Genomic DNA, 18,112 nt, shown 5'->3' on the forward strand with positions numbered 1-18,112 from the left:
TAGTATCATTTAGGAAGTATTGTAGAAGAGTGTGAATTAATACAGTTTATATATGAAATATATCTACATTAGTTTTTTTGTATATCTTTCCATATGTAGGTGACCAAGCGGTGTTGCTTGCTAGGTATAAATGATGCGGGTTGTATGTTGTTAGGTCAGATGGACCGTCTGGATCCGGCTGAATGGAAGCAGATGAGAACGTGTTAGGACTGTTGAATGGTGTTCATCTAGTGCTAGGGGTATGAAAGAAAGGCAGTGCGGAACGATCATTAATGTGAGTTTTGTTGCTGGACGAAAAACCTTTCCTAATCATGCGGCGTATTGCGGTACTCAATTTGCGGTGGATGCGATCAGTGAGCATTTACGTGAAGAGCTTGCTGATACCGGTGTGCGTGTTATTACGCTTGCGCCTAGAGCAGTAGAGACAGAATTGCTGTCGCACACAACGTCGCAGGACGTTATTGATGCTTATCAAGATTGGAAAGGGGCAATAGGTGGCGCGATAAGGCCGGAAGATGTATCTGCATCGGCACTCTTTGCTTATCAGCAACCGCAGAATGTATGTATTAGGGAGATTGTTATCGCCCCGACAAGACAGGAGTCTTAAGTGCGTTCGCCCCTGATCCTATTAAATGGGTCGGGGGGCTATTGACGCATGACGCTTTGTCGCAATGTGGTGGCGTGCTGTTGTAATACCAAGGTTCGATCAACTAACAGGGTCAGGATCGCTATCGAGGGTGTAGTCGAGGTAAAAGAGCCGGCGGCCAGTCGTATGGACTACTGTGGCCGGGTTGAGATTGACGCATATTTATCGGTAATGGTGCTGCAGTGATAATTTCTTTCTAGATAGCTATGCATCTCAGAGATCGATAGCAATCCCGTTAAACGTTTCCACGTTTGACGTTTCGTGTTTTCTTGTGTTTTTAGTGGCTCATAACATGCCCAAAGGTCATGCTCTTTACCAGCGAAGCGGGATACACATAGATCCCCATTTAGATTTTCTAACATAGTTGTAACTCAGTATGCTTCGGAAGCCCCGTATCATGTAAACGTAGGTTTAGCGCGCTATTTATCAAGGCTGATTCATCGGGCGTATTAATAACAGCCTAAGAGGAACGGATAGCCGGGTCGGAAAAATAGAGGATGGATAGGGTGTAGCGAAGTGAAATTTAGAAAGAGCACGGATTAGTCCATGCTCTTGACTGTCAAAATTGATTTAACTCAATAGTGACTTATAACGGACGGATGTTTTCAGCTTGAGGGCCTTTCTGACCTTGAGTTACAGTGAACTCAACTTGTTGGCCTTCTTGCAAGCTTTTGAAACCGTCACCAGCAATCGCGCTGAAATGAGCAAAAACATCAGCACCTGATTTTTGTTCGATAAAGCCAAAGCCTTTCTCGTCATTAAACCATTTTACTGTGCCAGTTGTTGTAGTAGACATAATGTTTTGTATCCTATTTTCGGAAATATAAAGTCCGCCAGAAATTAGGCAGATGAATGCAGGAGTTTTTACTTTGTAAATATGAAAACAGGACGAGGGACTTAGAAAGGTATCGAAATGAGGTGCATAAATATAGAATAAAGCGTCTTACGAAAGATCACTCTACAGTGCTTCAGTATCTAGGTCAATTTATATTTACAGTTACTTTGCCGAGGGAGGCTTTGTAGCGCTGTGTTTATGTTGCCGAGATCCCCTTTGTTTATCGTGGTGGGGTGTTAACTAACGCACCTTAAAGCCTCGCCCTATAGATAGGCTATAATCCTTGCGTGTAAGTCATACCATTTACACGGAAGTCTGCTAGGCTTATAAAACGTGGAATGCTTGCTATGGGAGTTTGGACGTTAGTGTCTTGATGTACGCCTAATTAAAGCGAAACAGTAATACATCACGCGCGAACAATATTATAACGTCCGGAAACAGCGTAAACTTCTCCCCCCTCCATTCCATCTATACAGCTCTCTATTGGAACTGGAAAAACAGATACCATGCCCAAACATAATAGATGAATGTCATCATAGAAAAAGGACCAAGTGTCATTAAGGTTTTTATCACTGCACTTATCGTTGTTGGTTTAGCGGCCGGTATAAGAGTATGGTTTTTACAAGCGCTTGGATCCGAACTTATTTGGCTTACATTCTACCCTGCGGTCATTGCTGCAGCGCTCTATGCTGGCGTTTATGCGGGTGTGTTGGCCACGGCTCTGGCCTGTCTTATGGTTGTCGGTTGGTGGCCTCAGTTCGCTGACGTCCCTGCGCTTGAGACTAATGTTGAAACTCAATTCGACCTGCTTGAAATGGCTCTGTTTGTCATTCTGGGCGGCGTCCTCTCATACGTTATTGGCGCTTTGCGCTCTACCCGTGAAACGCTTAAACAGGTTCAACTTGACGGGGCATCAAGCGTCGAACGGGAGCTGTTTGTTCGCTCTATTATTGATGCTTCACCGAGCATGATCGGTTACTGGGGGAAGGATTTACGCTGCCTTTACGCTAACCCTGCGTATCAAGAGTGGTTCGATAAGGAGCCCAACGACATTGTAGGTATCGCCTTCCAGGATTTGGTGGATGAGGAGCTGTTCTCTATGAATGAGCCGTATATCCGCCAAGTACTGTCGGGAGAACCGCAACGATTTGAACGAACCTTGAGCAAAATAGATGGCAGTGAAGGGCATATCATTGGCCATTACATTCCCGATTTTGATTCGGATGGCTCAGTCAAAGGCTTTTCGATTTTAGCGAATGAAGTGACAGTGCTGAAGGAAACGCAAGAGCGGCTTAAATTAGCGGCCTGCGTTTTCGAAAACACCCTAGATGGCGTGCTGATTACCGATACCGACGGCATTATTTTATCGGTTAATCCCGCGTTTACTGAGATAACCGGTTATAGCGCCGAAGATGCGGTGGGGCAGACCCCGCGTATACTCCAGTCCAATCGACATGATCAAGATTTTTATGTGGCGATGTGGGATGAGATTACGACGAACAACCGCTGGAGTGGTGAAATATGGAACCGGCGTAAAGATGGCGATCTTTACCTTGAGCGTATGACCATTAGCATGGTGCGTGACCTTGAGGGTGAGCCTGTCCGTTATGTGTCGGTCTTTAATGACATTACGGCACTGAGGCGTAAAGATGAGCATTTAAAGCACTTGGCTTTTCATGATGCCTTAACGGACCTACCAAACCGTACCCTATTAATGGACCGTGTTAACCAAAAGCTCATCGACTCTGATCGTAAGCCCTGTAATTTAGCACTTATGTTTCTTGATCTTGATGGATTCAAAGCGGTTAACGACCGGTTTGGTCATAACGTCGGCGATGAGTTACTCAAAGAGGTGGCTAAGCGGCTGTTAGCATTGGTGCGGGAATCCGATACCGTTGCGCGGGTAGGGGGGGACGAATTTATGTTTATTCTTAATAACCCGCAAGGTAAAGCGGAGATTGAGTATGTTGCTAACCGAATTATTAATTCGATTAATGAGCCTATAGACGTGTATGGCGAATCGCTTCATATTGGCGCGTCTATCGGTATTGCTATGTTCCCAACCGATGGCGATAACGCTGTTGATCTTATCAATAATGCGGATATCGCCATGTATGGCGCTAAGCACTTAGGTAAAAACAATATTAGTTTCTTCGCCCCTAGCTACGGTGTCATCAAACCCCCCGGTAAAAACTGAAAAATTCGTATTAATTCCATTTATCATCCGCATGTGCGGGGGAGTCTGTATTATAGTAAACCCCTTAGGGTTAGCGTCTAGCGATGGGTCCGTATAAACCGTTGCTGGTCGGTTAATTTGCGTGGCTAGTGAAAGCCAATGCTCTTTAGAATACGCCAAATATGAAGGACGTCCGATGCAGTTGATTACCCTGACTCCAATTCGAAGCCACCTTAATTTAAAGGTCGGTGTGAATGAGCAAAGTATGGGTTATAAAGCGTTTCTTGATAACCTGTCTCAAGCCGCTCCATTGATTAGAGTACAACAGTTTCGTAACGACAAAGCCTACGAAAAAATCAATGAAGATGACCGAAATACCCTCTGTTTATTTCGACTATCACAGGATTATCCTGACCTGCAGGCCCAACTGGATGTGCAGGTTTACAGTAACTGTATGAGTATTGTCTCGATCTGTTTTGAACTAGACGAGGCGGATTACGATACACAGTTAGATGCATACCTTCATGCGACAACGACGGAGCTAATCGATAGTTTTTATCGGGACACCCTCTACCCTCTGCTTAATCGTCTTCCCGGTACTGTCGCCCCTGCTTATTTAGAGCCTGTGGGTAAGTTCACAGGGTTTACCGATATGAACATCCCCTTTGCTGGTAAAGCGGAGGTGGAGCAGCTGTGGAGTTCAAGTTTTCTCCGGCTTGATCGGCATGAGGTTGGGACTTATCAAGCTAAAATTACCGAATGGCTCAGCGATACCCCTCGCCCTGAGGATGCGGCTGAGATCATCCGCGGTGAAAAAAACCATGCATTATCTTGGTTGCACTATGTGTTAGTGGAAGAGCACGCACATGAGTTAGAGCATATGTTAGAAGCGATGTGTTTAGCGCAGTATGTCTATGCGGTGCAGGATGTATGCAATACACACCTCTACCGTGCTATTTCTGATGCGTATCTTGAAAACAATACACATAACGCAGAGCAAACATTAGATGGTATTCGTGCTATCACGCGTATGCATAGCTGCTCTTATCAAGAGAGTTTGAAGTACCTTAAACGGGATAAAAAACAGTTGCTTGAACAGATCCTGTCCGGTTGGGATTTTGATAAGTTAACGGAAAACTCCCAGCGTCTATTAGAGACGTGTGGAGGTCGCCTTAAAGATATTCATACCTCACGTTCAGAAAAGAGTACGTTTTATACGGACCTGATTTTGGTGGGGATCGGGTTCATTAGTTTATTTGACCTTGCCGTGTCCCTTTCCCAATATAGCCGTGCCTATACCTCGAATGCCACCTTGGGCTACCGTGATGTAGAGCCTTCTAGCTTTCTGATCGAAATCGCGAGCTGGGAAACCGATAATTTACTGCTGCTCAGTTGTGTGACGATTCTCTCGTTATTAGGAGGTTACTGGTATGCCAAAAGCCGCTAGTTTTTGGTGCGCGTGCGCGGTTAGCCTTCTGGTTTTAATGTCACCTGTTCAGGCAAAACCGTTTACCGATGCTGAGGTGTATACCGCATATTGGCCACCTTATGTGAATGCACCAGATGCCGAGCTAGGCACCGCATCACGGATTGTGCAGATGGTTTACAACCAGATGGAGCTGTCACCCGTGTGGCAGGAACTTGATTATTATTTTAGTTATCAACAGGTGGTAAAAAGCGGCATCAATGCCAATTTTCCCTACTTCTGGACCGCTGCGCGGGCAAAAGAGGTCTTATATTCTGATCCATTAATGAAGGTAGAAAATGGGGTTTTTTATTCAACACAGAGTCAGCAAATCGCCCCGGATTTAACCAATTTAAGTCAGCTAAAGGTCGGCCGAGTAGCCGGATATAGTTACGGTGAAAAACTCGCTTTTCTCCTAGATGATGCCACCGTTTTTAGTAGTGAAGTCATGGCGCTGACGGCTTTGGTCAATGGTGAGATTGATCTACTGCCGATTAGTGTTGAGGTCGCGCGTCACTTGATACAAGAATATTACCCCCATCGTATCCATGAATTTAAAGTGTTGCCCCGTTATCGATCTAACGATGGGATTCACCTGATCGCGCCTAAAACCCCAGAGGGTGAGGCGTTTATCGCTAAATTTAATGCCGCCTTAGCTCTCCTCAAAGAGAAGGGTATGATCGAACAGGTATTGAGTACCCCTAAGTTAGGTGGCGGTAGTGGCTATGTCAGACTTGTTCTTACTGAAGGGTTTCCTGTTGTCACCGGGTTTGAGTTAACCGAGGCGGGAGAAAAACGGTTTTATATGATTCCGCAAGGGAGTCGCGCCATCGTACTGGGTTGGGATGATGTGGTTTTAAAACCGCATAAAACAGAGAAGATCTTTGATGGCATGATGAACTACTCGAAGGTGCGGATTGTTAATGGTCCCCATGCAGGACGAGAGTTGCATGTACGTAATATGCATTTAGAGGTCGATTAGTGCTTGAGCAGGTTTTAGGTTGGGCTGGGGTGGTGTTATATATAGTGGCCCATGGTTGGATCTCTATATTAAAACGCAGCCCTAAACAGGGGTACTATATTGTAAACCTGAGTGCGGCCCTGCTCATTGTGGCGTCCTCGATCATGCTCGCCTCATGGCAGCCGGTATTTATTAATGGGTTTTGGGCGCTGATTAGTATTGCAGCGTTAGCGCGCTTCCAATTACCGAGTTTGTTACTGACCAACCGCTATCTTGCGTTATTGGTGGCGGCTGTGTTTTGTGCGGGTATCGCTGGGCTTTTAGTGTGGGGAAATGTAGGGCTGTATATTCTAGCGTGGAGCTCGGTTATTGCGTTTTGTCTATCGTATTGGCGTTTTTCAGCCCAGAAGCTCTCACAACAAGGTTATTTCTTATTTACAGCCTACGCTGCGTTTATTCTTCTGCCACAACTCTATTTAGATGAGAATTGGCCGGTGTTTCTGATGGAGGTGCTGTGGGGGAGCTTGTCTGTCGCAGGCTATCTAAGACATCGGTCTGTGAAACAAGCCTAGCTGCTATGCTTTAGGGCGATGGGCAGTAAAACAAAGCAACACTAATCTATAAGCGTTGCTTTGTTTTACTGTTGATACCGATTGCTCACGATAGAGGGGGCCGCCTTAATAAGACTGTACGCCGTGTTTTAATAGTAAGCGTGGTAGAACATCGTCCAAATTCTGGACATCTGCGTCCTCAAGCTCAATGAGCTTAAAACCATAACGTGCATATATCGCTTGTTTTTGGGCTTTCCTGTGAAGGTATTTCGAATCATTTTCGTAACCCCAATACTCAATGTACACTTTTCCGGTGGGGATATAAAAATCGCAATAAACTTCCTCTTCTATGGGTAACTTACGCTCATATGCATGAACAATTTCAGCCATATATAGCCAGTTATCAATTAACATTTCGGCCTTAGAACGTACGTAATGACCATCGGTCGTACGTAGCTTTGCTTCAAACTTATCTCTGAAGTTTGAGCAGTCATTTGTCTCTGGTTTTGCTTCTTCAGATGCGCTTTCGCCCTGCACTTCACTAATGGTGGTTTTTAATGCTTTGTTTTCGGTGATCGCGTTAGGCCAAACCACATAAGGTATACCTGAGCGGAAATCTTCTTTCTGCTCGCCACCGGCTGATGCCCCAGAAGGCGTAATGGTCCAGCCTTTTAGTGCTTTATTGATCCAACCCAGCTCCGATAAAATGGAGTTCATGCGGTTTGCTGATAGATTGAATGCTTTACCTATAATTGTGGCAGTAACCAATTTTTGAGCGCTAGGGCTGCCGGGTGTTTTGTCGGCACATTGGAGTGAGAGATCGTCGGGCCACGTGATATATTTCCCGTACTTTGTATGGTCCACATATTGGCCACCCGCTTTTTCACCTGCGGGAAGTAATACCCATTCATTACCTTTACGTTGGATAAATCCACAGGCCTCCAATTGCGAAAATAACTCCTTTCCCGGTATTCCCCTGAGTTTGGCAAGTGCGGATGTAGATAATGGTTTACTCATTACTTAGCTCTTCCTTAAGTCTTTTTTATCAATATTCTTTCATCATATCTTAATTTCAATAGGGTTAAACCTGAGTGTAAACAGTCAGGTTTATAAACACGGGCGCTCTATTGAGAGGCATAACTTTATCATCGAAGTTCGTAGCACGAGAGGGTGTGCAGTGATTACGCATTCGAAAATGCAAAATGAGTTGTTGTGCTTAGGCTCTGCCATGAGACATAGCTAGATCAGTGCTCGGGCGAATCTATTACGCTTATTCGCAGTGGAGTGAGTTGATCTCTCTCGATGCGAGGTTGAACGTTTGCATAAGCTGAGTAAAGTCCCCATCCGCGAGCACGGTTTTTCTATAGGTTTGCTGGAATGTGTCTGTAGCGTCGGGTGTTGGTTGCGAAATTTTTTCCCTGTACTGATTGGATAGATCGCGAAAGCGGGGGCTAATGTCACTGAGTTGCTTTTCGAGCGCGGGTGTTAGGTCTAACCACTGATTAAGGCTTCCCCAAGTACTTAGCTTTTCAGGGAAATGTTCCATGACTAAAGTGACGGCTAATCGGCGTCGTTCAATCGCGATGAGTTGTGTGTCGCGGTAAAAGGTGATGCGTTTTTCATGTTTGGGCAGTAATTGGGTGGCAATCGTTGCGCTGTCATTTTGCCAACGGATTTGGGCGTCAGTGAAACGTGCGTATTTCTCAATGCATGAGATCGAATCAGCGAATGCGATAGGCGTGGTGGTGATCGCTAGCATGAAGGCGAAAATACGGTGCTTTAAATACGGCGTGCTGAGTATCATGGTGAGTTCCCATTTCGCGTTGCTGGTTGTCTTGGCCGTTGTGTCGGCGGTCCAGCGAGCTGAATAAATCATTAGACAGTAAACGATGCCTTGTCTGTTTTATTCTACCGTCTCTCTTAGGGTATATAAGATAGGTCAAAGGTCGGAAGTGTGCCCTTATTAAGCATAAAACGGATACGAGCAGAAGGACTATATGGGCGGCGTATAGGTTGCTAAAGGGAGGAGCCGTCATTGAGGGGCGGGAACGTTAATCGGTGCCGGCGGTCTATTGTAAACCCTAGAGGGTTTACCTGTGTTGTGTGGAGGGGCGGACGTTTTGCTTCTTTATTATGGATTAAGGCTTGGCGCTTTTTTTGCCAAACTCTTTTTGTAGCGCTTCTGCTTTGTGGAGTAACTCTTCAGAACGCTCAAGCGCGTCTTTAAGGTTTTGTGAGCAACGGAAATTTGCTCGGTTCTGCGGTCTTGAAGTAAGTGTGCTTTCGGGCGGTGTAGCGTCTTTATCACTTACTTTGTGACTATAGCTAATCATATACAATCAACTCTTAAGTAGCATTTCGTAATACCATAGTCCTTATTTAATTTTGTGCAAGCTTATATCTAGTATATTACTACTTATGTAGCATGTGATTCCTGATAGTGAGGGGTGTTTAGTTCACAGAGTGCGCCATATCCTTTTGATGGTCTTTTTAGGTGTAAAGGGTGGGCCGCTGCAATGATGGACCTGTGTTTTGTTTGTGGGCATTATTCCCATAAGGTTTATATAAGCGCAGTAAAACCTAGCTTGGTGGATAGACCTAGAATTTTTAAGCTTCTAGAATGAAACCCAATAATTAGTCGCGTGTTTATTAGGTATGTTTTGATGTTGCGTAACCCTTTATTACTGATAAGTGCTGTTTTCTTTTGCATCATGTTAAGTGCTTGTTCTGAACCTGAAGCGAATCAGACAAAGAAAAAGCCAGAGCATCTTGTACAGACGGTTTCGGCGCTCAATGCAAGCACGTCGATTGAACGTGAGCGAACGGGCACGCTGCGTGCGCATCAAGATATTCATATTTATAGTCAGGAGGAGGGGCGTATTACCTTTTTACCTTTCTATGAAGGGGATCAGGTTAAGGCGGGCGATGTGGTTGCGCGCCTTGATGATCGCTTGCTTCATGCCCAGTTCAAGCGCGCCCAAGCATTGCGGAGCAAAGCGGAAAAAGATTTAAAACGTATTCGTGGGTTAGCCAAGCGGAAATTGGCGGCCGAGGTCGAATTAACGCGGGTTGAAACTGAGTTAGCCGTCGCGCAAGCGGATGAACAACTCTTGGCTACTCGGTTGGATTACACCCAAATAAAAGCACCGATTGATGGGGTGATTAGCGAGCGTTTAACTGAACAGGGCAATATTGTTGAGCGTTATAACCATCTATTAACGATCTCGGATCAGAGTTCGTTGATTACCGAGTTGAATGTGTCGGCTTTGCTGATTAATAAGCTGCACCTAGGGGATGATGTGTCTATGACGATTGATGCTTTAGCGGGTATTCAAGACCCTGAAGCATCGACAGTTAAAGGGAAAATTACCCGTATCTATCCCACGTTAGATCCGGTTACGCGCACAGGTATTGTTGAGATTGCGTTGTCGCCAGTACCTCAAGGGGCCATGCCGGGGCAGTTAGCGCGGGTTAAGCTAAAAACTCAAGAAGCAATTCGTTTACTTATCCCTTTTTCTGCCTTGAGGCGCTCCTCTAAAGGTGAATATGTTTACATTATTGGTGAGGACAATCGTGCCGATATTCGCTTTGTCGTAAGCGGATTGAAAATTGGTGAACAGATTGAAATCCTGGGCGGGATTGAAGAGGGCGAACGGGTGGTAACCCGAGGCTATACCAATCTACATAATGACACTCAGGTGCGGGTGATTGATGGGGATTCGGCGCCTGTAGAATTCAATGATCATGCTAATTCAGTGGCACCCCATGAAGGTTAATCGCAAAAGTATTGCCAGTTGGTCTATTCGCCATCCGGTTGGCGTAAGTATGATCGCCGCCGCTGTTATCGTGTTAGGCCTGTTTACCTTAAGCCGGTTAGCGATTGATCTGCTGCCCAATATTATTTATCCCGAAGTGCGGGTGCGTATTATTGATAGCGGTGTGCCAGTGTCAGTGATGGAAGATAAAGTGACGCGGCAGTTGGAAGAGCAATTGGCGATCACAGAAGATGCGATCAGTGTGCAATCTAATACGACGCGAGGGCTTTCCACTGTAGATCTGGCGTTCGATTACGGTAAAGATATTGATATCGCATTACGTGATGCCAGTACACGATTAGACCGCGCAAAGCGTTTCCTTCCTGACAGTATCGATCCTCCGGTTATTTTTAAACTCGATCCTGCGCAAATTCCTGTGATGGAGTTCGTTATTAGCTCCCAATACCGTGATGGGGTAGAGCTGCGCCGTTGGGTTGATGATGTGTTTGCTAAATGGTTTCTTAACTTACCGGGCGTGGCGGCCGCAGAAGTGGGTGGGGGGCTAGAAAGAGAGATCCAGATTATCCCTGATCAAAGTCGTTTGGCAGGGTTAGGCCTGAGTTATAACGATGTTATTGATACCTTACAAAGCTCCAATAGTGATGAGCCGATTGGGCGATTACAGATGCCCGCCCATGAGATTACAGGCCGTATTAGTGGCCGTCTGCAAAGCATCGAAGATATAAGGCAGCTCCCCGTGACGCAGCATGCGGGTAACACAGTGTATCTCAGCGATATAGCCGAGGTGCTAGATACCCATGAAGATGAGCGTATCAAAGTACGGGCGGACGGTATTGGCGGTATTAAATTGTCGATCCAGAAGCAGCCGACGGCCAACACAACCTCGGTGGTTGAGGTTGTTCAAACGCGATTGAATTGGCTTAAAGAGCAGAAAATTCTACCGGAAGATGTCAGTGTAACTACGGTGTCTGACCAGTCTGTTTATATTCTTCAATCCTTAAAAAATGCCAGTTTAGCGGCGATTAGCGGTGCGTTACTGGCGATGGCGGTGGTGTATATATTCCTGGGGAACCTGCGTCGTACTTTAATTATTGGTAGTGCGATCCCGATCGCAATTATGTTTACCTGCGTATTGATGGGGTTGGGTGGTTTAACGTTAAACGTGATGACGTTGGGCGGCTTAGCCTTAGGGGTTGGGATGCTGGTTGATAATACTATTGTGATGTTGGAAAACATCTACCGACACCAGTGTGATCATGAGACGCCGGAAGACGCGGCGTCTGATGCTGCCACTGAGGTTAATGGTGCCATTATTGCGTCTACCTCCACCAATTTATCAGCCATATTGCCCTTCCTCTTTGTGGGTGGGTTAACCGGACTGTTATTCCGAGAGCTGATTTTCACTATATCGGCGGCTATTTTTGCCTCCATGATTATTGCGCTGACGCTCGTCCCTGCTTATGCGGCAAAAGTAACCAGTTTGAACACCAACTGGTTGCGCAAAATAGTTGACCAAGGGGTGGAGCGGCTACAGGAATATTATTCGGTGCTTATCTCAAAAGTACTTCACCTACGCTGGCTGACTGTTGTGTTGTTTATTATCAGTTTAGGGGCCAGTGTGCCGGTATTTATGAGTGGTAAGCAGATCTTTTTGCCGCAGCTGGATGATGGCCGTATTCGGGTGATCGTGTCAGCAGATATTGGTATTTCGTTGGATGAGATGGATGAGAAAACACAACAGATTGAAAACCTGTTTGCGCAACAGCCTGAAATAGATACCGTCTTTACGCTTGTGGGCGGCTCTGTATTTGGGCGAACCCAACGGGAAACGCCTAGTCGCAGTACCATCATTGCCCAGCTTAAACCCCTGTCCGAACGCTCGGCGAGTAGCGATGAGTGGATGGCACGAATGAACAAGCAGATTAGCGATCTTAAATTGGCCGGCTTCAAGGTGAATATGTCTCAGCGAGGTATTCGAGGCATTAGGACCAACCGCGGCGATGATGACCTGAGCTTACGTATTCAGGGAGAGGATAATGAGCAGTTAAAGCTGGTCGCTGATGATATTAGTCAGAAAATGAGCCGTATTAAGGGCTTGAGTAATATTACCCATTCCGCAGAAGATGAGCAGTTTGAAATCGCTATTACTTTAGACCGTAAACGGGCCGCGCAACTTGGGTTAAATCTACAAGATTTAACCCAAGCCGCACAGATCGCTTTGCAGGGGACCGTGGTAAGTGATTTTCTTGATGGCGATCGGACCTATGATATTCGCCTGCGCCTCGCTCAAACGGAGATCATCTCGCCGCAAGACTTAGAATCTATCATTCTGTTTCCTGCGTCAGAGGAGTCGCCCCCGGTTTATTTAGGCACCGTTGCGGATATTGAACTGCTAGAAACCCCCGCAACCATTAAGCGTGATAACCAGATGCGTATTGTTGAAGTCACGGCATCGTTGACGGGCAACGCGACCTTAGGAGAGGCGGTCCAAGCGTTGGATGCATTACGAGAGGAGATTAATCTCCCGCCAGGTTATACGCTGTATGATGGCGGCTCGAAACAGGCGTTAGAAGCGCAGAAAGCACTGACCGATATCTTATTGTTGCTCGCGCTCTTTTTGGTCTTTGTGGTGATGGCGATTCAGTATGAGTCATTACTCAATCCGCTTATTATTATCTTAAGTGTGCCTTTTGCCTCGGTGGGGGTCGCTTTAGGTATCTATACCTTATCTCTGCCGCTCTCTATGCCGGTTTGGCTCGGTATGATCATGTTAGTCGGGATTGTAGTGAACAATGCCATTTTAATGGTGGAATACATTGAGCTAGAGCGTGGTCGAGGCGCGGGGCTATCTGAGGCGATTATTACGGCTGCGCGTTTGCGCTTACGGCCCATTTTAATGACGACCTTAAGTACGGTTGTTGGTATGTTGCCGTTGGCCTTAGGTTGGGGCGATGGGGCTGAGATGCTGCAACCGCTGGCGGTTACGGTGGTATGGGGATTAAGTTTTTCTATGCTGGTTAGTTTGCTGCTGGTGCCTATTGTTTATCACTTGTTCCATTCGTACCTATTAAAGCGTTCGTCGGTCAAAGGTTAAGCGTAATAAGATGGGGGATCTCATCTATTTGAGTTCCCCCATAGCGAACTCATTAATCTTCGCTTTCAATGACAACTTTGCCGAAATGTTTAGCTTGCGCCATCCATTGGTAAGCGTCTATTGATTGTGAGTAAGGGAATGACTTATCAATTTGAGGGTGAATTTGATGAGCTTCCATCGTAGCGATAAGCTGTTTAAGCATCTCGGTACTACCTACATAAATACCTTGAATGCGTATTAGGTTAAAAATGGTCATTAAGCTTATAGAAGGACTTTCTAAACCAGAAAGAATACCGATTAGCGAGACGGTTCCATTAGGTTTAACACAGGCTGAAGATTTTTCAAACGTGCCTGCACCCCCAACTTCCAATACATTATCCACCCCGTTGCCGTTCGTTATTTTTAGTACTTCTTCTTCCCAATCAGGGTGAGTTTTGTAGTTGACCGTGTGGTCTGCACCTAATTCACGCGCGCGGGCTAATTTCTCATCACTTGATGAGGTAATAATAACCGTGGCGCCAAGGGCTTTAGCAATCTGTAAACCAAAGATAGACACACCGCCTGTACCAAGGAGCAGAATGGTATCACCGGCCTTTAGTTCCCCAACGGAAACGAGGGCGTGCCATGCGGTCGTTGCGGCACAAGGTAACGTGGCCGCTTCGGCATAAGAGAGGTAATCAGGTATTTTTACGGTGCAGTCGGCTTTTAGAATAAAGTAATCCGCTAAGACGCCATCGATGCTGCCACCCATCGCAGAGTTAAGCCCTGCATCATCAATTTTGCCCTCTTTCCATGCTTGGAAAAAGTTACCGATAACGCGATCCCCTGGTTTAAAGTCGGTGACTGAGGCGCCAACGCTAACCACTTCGCCTGCGCCATCTGATAAGGGAGTGATGGGGCGTATATCATTTCTTACATAGCCTCCCATCGTGATCAGCATGTCACGGTAGTTAAGTGAGCAGGCTTTCATTTTGACAAGGATTTCATCAGCAGCGGGTGTAGGTGTGTCTATTTCTACTTGTTTGACTGCATCAATACCATCAGCCGTTGTTACTTGATAAGCACGCATTATTATTGTTCTCCAAACAAAGTGAGCTCTTTGGTTTACAAGGTAGAGCGATACAAGAAACTTGTGACCAAGAATCTATGTTAAGTTCATCGTCATCATAACGGTTTCCAATATGAATTTCCTCAATAAATTAACGATCGTTCAATTTGATTTTATCCCCCGTTTTGTTCAGCGGTTTTTAAGGGGGAATCGCATTATTTGGGGGGCTTGGTTCAGTGATTTAGAAGAAAAATGAATTTTTTAAAAAAAGGGGGTTGATTCGTCGATCAAAAATCCCTAAGATTCGCGTCCTCAGTGCCGGTATAGCTCAGTTGGTAGAGCAACTGACTTGTAATCAGTAGGTCCGGGGTTCGACTCCTCGTGCCGGCACCATTTTCTCCCTCCGCTTAATCCTTTTCCTTTTACGACCGTTAATAAACACGCTTCTATCTGTTTGCGTATTGACTCTGCATGGTTGGTTTTTTTATTAGTGCGCCTCCGTTGCACTTAGGCAAACGGTTCGATTACGTCCCTCATCTTTGGCAGTATATAGCGCAATATCCGCCCGTTTTACGGCGTCTTTTATGTCATCGTCTGGTGTTAGTTGGGTCACGCCAAAGGATGCGGTGATGGTGAGCGCTTGCCCTTTATGTATATAAGGGGTGCTAGCGAGCTCTTCCCGTACCCGTTCGATCACTTTTTCTGTGCCTGTTAAATCCAAACCGGGCATGATGAAAAGGAACTCCTCCCCGCCAAAGCGCGCGACAGAATCATGCTTTCTGATGGTTGCCTTAAAGATGCAGGCGACATGTTCTAACACGAGATCGCCGAGATCGTGTCCATGAGTGTCATTGACGGCTTTGAACTTGTCTATATCACCTAAGGCGATGCAGCAGGATGCATGGTTCGCCCGCTGTTGCAGACGTACCTTCTCATGGGCCAGTAGCATGTTTGCGCTTCGTCGGTTAAGCAACTTAGTGGTGGGGTCAAATTGGTATTTACTAATAACTGAAAACTCCAACATAGACAGTACACAATTAAAGAAGGTGTGCTGGATCTTCAGAAACGTATCGTATTTCGCTTCATCAAACTGCTGCGTTTGCTCAAGTGATAAAAGCAGTACTCGCGCGGTATCGTGCAGCTCTTTATGTAACTGATCTATTTTTTCAAAAGCGCGGGTTTGAAAGCGTTCATCAGCTAATAGCGTGCGTAGCCACTGACCAAAGTAGCAATATTGATGCGCATCGGTTGCGATGAATGAGCGATCTTTCATCGGTCTACGTGCCGCAACGGCTAAGCTGACTTTATGCATCCAACGATGGTGGTCAGCCAGGGCGCTTTTTATTTCATCTGAGAGCTGCTCCACGTCGGCTTGATCGCGGCGCTCTAGTAGTGATGTGAACATAAGGTGTTTACTCTATTCGCATAATTAGGGACTCCCCTAATTTAATGCTAGTGGGTATTCGCTTAACCGCAAATGCATCAAGGGAATAGAGTGACTAAGATCAGTATCCGTACAGGGTTAAATCATCTCCTGTAGCTTGCTCCATACAATCTCGGGTGTGAGAGGAGCAAAAATTGCTGGCTCAACAAGGTGAGTGCTGTCTGAATAATCTTTCGCCTCTAAGCATTGTTGGTTTTTACCGTAACCACCGACTAAGCCGGGGTCTGTCGGGCCAAAGAGTATCAAGTTGGGCGTATCTAGTGCGGCAGCAAGGTGGGATAAGCCCGTATCGACCGAGACACACGCGGTGGCGTTTACAAGGACATGGGCGACCTCAGAGAGGCTGAGCTTAGGCAAAACGTCTACCTGGGGGTGAGTCTGCGCTAAACGTTCGGCACGCTCCTTTTCGGTAGGGCTACCCCAAGGGAGCTTGATGCTCCAACCTGCCGTTGCGGCTTTCTCAATAAGCGAAATCCAATAGGTTTCAGGCCAATGTTTATCAAAACGGGTGGTACTGTGTTGGAAGACTAAATAGGGCGCTACCGCTGGCGCTGCGGATATAAAATGCTGCCGTATAGCAAAGTCACCAAGCTGTTCGGGATAGGGATAATTAAGTGCGGCGGCAAAAAGTTGGCGAATACGCTCTACCGCATGTAGATTTTTACGGACATGAATGGGGTGGTCATAAAAACGGGCGGCAAGGGGTTCTTTGGCTGAGTGCTTATCTAAACCATAACGGGGGCCTCGGGCTAGCCTTGAGACTAAAAGTGCACTTTTTAATAACCCTTGGGCATCGATGACACAATCATAGCTGTGCGCTTGTAGCTGCGATTTATAAGCAGACCACTCATCGTTTTTTAAGGTTCGAATAATGTTTTTACGCCACCGCCTAATTGCAACGGGAATAACCTTGTCAACATGGGGGTGCCAGTGAGGGATCTCTTGAAACCCCTCCTCAACAACCCAGTCAAAGCGAATATCAGGGTATGCCGCTGCCGCATCAGTTAAGGCGGGCAGGGTATGAATAACATCGCCCATGGATGAGGTTTTAACGATCAGTACTTTCATGCTGCGAGCCACTTTTGTAATGCGGTGTAGGTCATCTCTGGGCTGATGTCGATCATGCTCTGGTGATACCCCTGATCGGCATCGCCTTTTCTTATCTTATGAAAACCGTCGATCAAACGGATCACCTCCGCGTGCTGTGATAAAGGCGGTGTAAAGCCTGGGCTCGTGGGCCCGTAAAGTGCCACGAGAGGCGTGCCAACCGCTGCGGCAATATGCATTAAGCCTGAGTCGTTACTGACCGCGGCTTGGCACTGAGCAATCAGGTCAATTGCTTGGGGTAGGCTTGTGCTCCCCGCTAAGTTATGACAACGGCCCTGTTCCTGCTCGGTGAGCTGGTTTTTGATATGTTGGCAGGTTTCTTTATCTTTTTCTGATCCGAACAGCCAAACCTGTAACCCGTCGGCAATCAGCTTTTTAGCTAAGGCCGCATAGTGATAATCAGGCCAGCGTTTAGCTGGACCAAACTCTGCACCGGGGCAAAATGCGATAGCGTTATCTGTTGTTAACGTGAACTGGGCCAATGCGTTGGCTAGCTGTGTGCTGTCAGTGGTGAGGCTGGGGTAGAGTATGTCATCGAGCGTTAATGCGGGCGCTTGAGCTGGCTGTGATAATGCGACGTAACGCTGAACCATTAACGGAAATGCGTCTTTATTTAAGACCCGCAGGTCATTTAATAAACCGTACCGCATTTCCCCCCGCCAGCCGGTGCGTGTTGGAATATCAGCAAACCATGGAATCAGGGCGGATTTTAACGAATTAGGTAGTACAAACGCTTGCTCGTAGCCCGCGTGAGCCAACTGTTTGCCAATCTGCTTTCTTAGTCCCCATTGTAAGCTGCCATGGCCTACTGGCATCTCGATAGCTTGGTTTATTTCAGGCATTCGGGCTAATACTGGGCGGCACCAGTTGGGGGCGAGTACGTCAATCTCACGGGCAGGGTTTTGCTGTTTTAGGTGCCGGTATAGCGACTGACTCATCAGCATATCGCCAACCCATGAAGGCCCTATAATCAGTGTTTTCATTTTAGGCACCCTAGGGTTGGATAAGT

At 46.5% G+C, this 18,112-nt stretch carries 17 protein-coding genes and 1 tRNA gene; 9 read left to right on the forward strand and 9 right to left on the reverse strand.

The features are described from left to right. The first annotated feature begins 241 nt into the window (after window positions 1–241). Window positions 242–607: an SDR family oxidoreductase gene (locus A3773_RS08675; RefSeq protein ID WP_067985065.1), complete on the forward strand. Its 366-nt coding sequence runs from the start codon at window positions 242–244 to the stop codon at window positions 605–607. Between the two features lie 170 nt (window positions 608–777). On the opposite strand, the gene A3773_RS08680 is transcribed toward A3773_RS08675, so the two are convergent. Next, window positions 778–1,008, reverse strand: a complete 231-nt coding sequence (locus A3773_RS08680) for a hypothetical protein (RefSeq protein WP_067985067.1) — start codon at window positions 1,006–1,008, stop codon at window positions 778–780. Between the two features lie 224 nt (window positions 1,009–1,232). Beyond that, the gene (locus A3773_RS08685; protein WP_067985069.1) at window positions 1,233–1,442 is read right to left on the reverse strand and encodes a cold-shock protein; all 210 of its coding nucleotides are present in this window, start codon (window positions 1,440–1,442) and stop codon (window positions 1,233–1,235) included. Between the two features lie 562 nt (window positions 1,443–2,004). Between A3773_RS08685 and A3773_RS08690 the strand changes: the two genes are divergently transcribed. The 4 genes from A3773_RS08690 to A3773_RS08705 all read left to right on the forward strand — a co-directional run bounded on the left by A3773_RS08690 (window position 2,005) and on the right by A3773_RS08705 (window position 6,655). Continuing rightward, a complete protein-coding gene (locus tag A3773_RS08690) occupies window positions 2,005–3,678 on the forward strand; it encodes a diguanylate cyclase domain-containing protein (protein ID WP_197462750.1) in 1,674 nt (557 codons plus the stop codon). A gap of 175 nt (window positions 3,679–3,853) precedes the next feature. Next, window positions 3,854–5,104, forward strand: coding sequence for a hypothetical protein (locus tag A3773_RS08695; RefSeq protein WP_067985071.1), 1,251 nt, complete (start codon window positions 3,854–3,856; stop codon window positions 5,102–5,104). Further along, the gene (locus A3773_RS08700; RefSeq protein ID WP_067985072.1) at window positions 5,088–6,104 is read left to right on the forward strand and encodes a substrate-binding periplasmic protein; all 1,017 of its coding nucleotides are present in this window, start codon (window positions 5,088–5,090) and stop codon (window positions 6,102–6,104) included. The genes A3773_RS08695 and A3773_RS08700 overlap by 17 nt, the downstream gene beginning before the upstream one ends. Next, a complete protein-coding gene (locus tag A3773_RS08705) occupies window positions 6,104–6,655 on the forward strand; it encodes a CBU_0592 family membrane protein (protein ID WP_067985074.1) in 552 nt (183 codons plus the stop codon). Before A3773_RS08700 ends, A3773_RS08705 begins: the two co-directional genes overlap by 1 nt. A gap of 105 nt (window positions 6,656–6,760) precedes the next feature. Here the strand turns inward: A3773_RS08705 and A3773_RS08710 are convergent, their stop codons facing one another. From A3773_RS08710 to A3773_RS08720, 3 genes are all read right to left on the reverse strand, one after another. Continuing rightward, complete coding sequence (locus tag A3773_RS08710) at window positions 6,761–7,651, reverse strand: glycerol kinase (RefSeq protein ID WP_067985077.1); 891 nt, start codon at window positions 7,649–7,651, stop codon at window positions 6,761–6,763. A 253-nt stretch (window positions 7,652–7,904) separates the two neighbouring features. After that, window positions 7,905–8,510 carry a hypothetical protein gene (locus tag A3773_RS08715; protein ID WP_156473479.1) on the reverse strand — a complete coding sequence of 202 codons (606 nt, stop codon included), beginning with the start codon at window positions 8,508–8,510 and terminating at the stop codon, window positions 7,905–7,907. A 262-nt stretch (window positions 8,511–8,772) separates the two neighbouring features. Beyond that, a complete protein-coding gene (locus A3773_RS08720) occupies window positions 8,773–8,967 on the reverse strand; it encodes a hypothetical protein (protein ID WP_067985081.1) in 195 nt (64 codons plus the stop codon). A gap of 330 nt (window positions 8,968–9,297) precedes the next feature. On the opposite strand from A3773_RS08720, the gene A3773_RS08725 reads away from it, so the two are divergent. Together A3773_RS08725 and A3773_RS08730 are read left to right on the forward strand one after the other, a co-directional pair. Further along, window positions 9,298–10,410 (forward strand): efflux RND transporter periplasmic adaptor subunit, encoded by a 1,113-nt coding sequence (locus A3773_RS08725; RefSeq protein ID WP_067985083.1) that lies wholly within the window; start codon window positions 9,298–9,300, stop codon window positions 10,408–10,410. Further along, window positions 10,400–13,504 (forward strand): efflux RND transporter permease subunit, encoded by a 3,105-nt coding sequence (locus A3773_RS08730; RefSeq protein WP_082800584.1) that lies wholly within the window; start codon window positions 10,400–10,402, stop codon window positions 13,502–13,504. Before A3773_RS08725 ends, A3773_RS08730 begins: the two co-directional genes overlap by 11 nt. A 52-nt stretch (window positions 13,505–13,556) precedes the next feature. Here the strand turns inward: A3773_RS08730 and A3773_RS08735 are convergent, their stop codons facing one another. After that, window positions 13,557–14,573, reverse strand: a complete 1,017-nt coding sequence (locus A3773_RS08735) for a zinc-dependent alcohol dehydrogenase family protein (RefSeq protein WP_067985087.1) — start codon at window positions 14,571–14,573, stop codon at window positions 13,557–13,559. A gap of 112 nt (window positions 14,574–14,685) precedes the next feature. On the opposite strand from A3773_RS08735, the gene A3773_RS18545 reads away from it, so the two are divergent. Together A3773_RS18545 and A3773_RS08740 are read left to right on the forward strand one after the other, a co-directional pair. Next, on the forward strand, window positions 14,686–14,808 hold the full coding sequence (locus A3773_RS18545) for a hypothetical protein (protein ID WP_269454494.1): 123 nt from the start codon (window positions 14,686–14,688) through the stop codon (window positions 14,806–14,808). Window positions 14,809–14,869: 61 nt separating this feature from the next. Continuing rightward, window positions 14,870–14,945, forward strand: a tRNA-Thr gene (locus tag A3773_RS08740). Window positions 14,946–15,039: 94 nt separating this feature from the next. Here A3773_RS08740 and A3773_RS08745 read toward each other — a convergent pair. The 3 genes from A3773_RS08745 to waaF form a co-directional block, all read right to left on the reverse strand. Then, complete coding sequence (locus tag A3773_RS08745; RefSeq protein ID WP_067985089.1) at window positions 15,040–15,957, reverse strand: diguanylate cyclase; 918 nt, start codon at window positions 15,955–15,957, stop codon at window positions 15,040–15,042. Window positions 15,958–16,074: 117 nt separating this feature from the next. Next, complete coding sequence (gene rfaC, locus A3773_RS08750) at window positions 16,075–17,064, reverse strand: lipopolysaccharide heptosyltransferase RfaC (protein ID WP_067985091.1); 990 nt, start codon at window positions 17,062–17,064, stop codon at window positions 16,075–16,077. Beyond that, on the reverse strand, window positions 17,061–18,086 hold the full coding sequence (waaF, locus tag A3773_RS08755) for a lipopolysaccharide heptosyltransferase II (RefSeq protein WP_067985093.1): 1,026 nt from the start codon (window positions 18,084–18,086) through the stop codon (window positions 17,061–17,063). Before waaF ends, rfaC begins: the two co-directional genes overlap by 4 nt. Between the last annotated feature and the right edge of the window lie 26 nt (window positions 18,087–18,112).

The sequence above is a fragment of the Neptuniibacter pectenicola genome (assembly GCF_001597735.1).
Taxonomy (GTDB): Bacteria; Pseudomonadota; Gammaproteobacteria; order Pseudomonadales; family Balneatricaceae; genus Neptuniibacter; species Neptuniibacter pectenicola.

Bases quoted from the DNA above. Each gene is read 5' to 3' on its own strand.
- A3773_RS08675 (WP_067985065.1), top strand. From the start codon at position 242: ATGAAAGAAAGGCAGTGCGGAACGATCATTAATGTGAGTTTTGTTGCT.
- A3773_RS08680 (WP_067985067.1), bottom strand. From the start codon at position 1,008: ATGTTAGAAAATCTAAATGGGGATCTATGTGTATCCCGCTTCGCTGGT.
- A3773_RS08685 (WP_067985069.1), bottom strand. From the start codon at position 1,442: ATGTCTACTACAACAACTGGCACAGTAAAATGGTTTAATGACGAGAAA.
- A3773_RS08690 (WP_197462750.1), top strand. From the start codon at position 2,005: ATGAATGTCATCATAGAAAAAGGACCAAGTGTCATTAAGGTTTTTATC.
- A3773_RS08695 (WP_067985071.1), top strand. From the start codon at position 3,854: ATGCAGTTGATTACCCTGACTCCAATTCGAAGCCACCTTAATTTAAAG.
- A3773_RS08700 (WP_067985072.1), top strand. From the start codon at position 5,088: ATGCCAAAAGCCGCTAGTTTTTGGTGCGCGTGCGCGGTTAGCCTTCTG.
- A3773_RS08710 (WP_067985077.1), bottom strand. From the start codon at position 7,651: ATGAGTAAACCATTATCTACATCCGCACTTGCCAAACTCAGGGGAATA.
- A3773_RS08715 (WP_156473479.1), bottom strand. From the start codon at position 8,510: ATGATTTATTCAGCTCGCTGGACCGCCGACACAACGGCCAAGACAACC.
- A3773_RS08720 (WP_067985081.1), bottom strand. From the start codon at position 8,967: ATGATTAGCTATAGTCACAAAGTAAGTGATAAAGACGCTACACCGCCC.
- A3773_RS08725 (WP_067985083.1), top strand. From the start codon at position 9,298: ATGTTGCGTAACCCTTTATTACTGATAAGTGCTGTTTTCTTTTGCATC.
- A3773_RS08730 (WP_082800584.1), top strand. From the start codon at position 10,400: ATGAAGGTTAATCGCAAAAGTATTGCCAGTTGGTCTATTCGCCATCCG.
- A3773_RS08735 (WP_067985087.1), bottom strand. From the start codon at position 14,573: ATGCGTGCTTATCAAGTAACAACGGCTGATGGTATTGATGCAGTCAAA.
- A3773_RS18545 (WP_269454494.1), top strand. From the start codon at position 14,686: ATGAATTTCCTCAATAAATTAACGATCGTTCAATTTGATTTTATCCCC.
- A3773_RS08745 (WP_067985089.1), bottom strand. From the start codon at position 15,957: ATGTTCACATCACTACTAGAGCGCCGCGATCAAGCCGACGTGGAGCAG.
- rfaC (WP_067985091.1), bottom strand. From the start codon at position 17,064: ATGAAAGTACTGATCGTTAAAACCTCATCCATGGGCGATGTTATTCAT.
- waaF (WP_067985093.1), bottom strand. From the start codon at position 18,086: ATGAAAACACTGATTATAGGGCCTTCATGGGTTGGCGATATGCTGATG.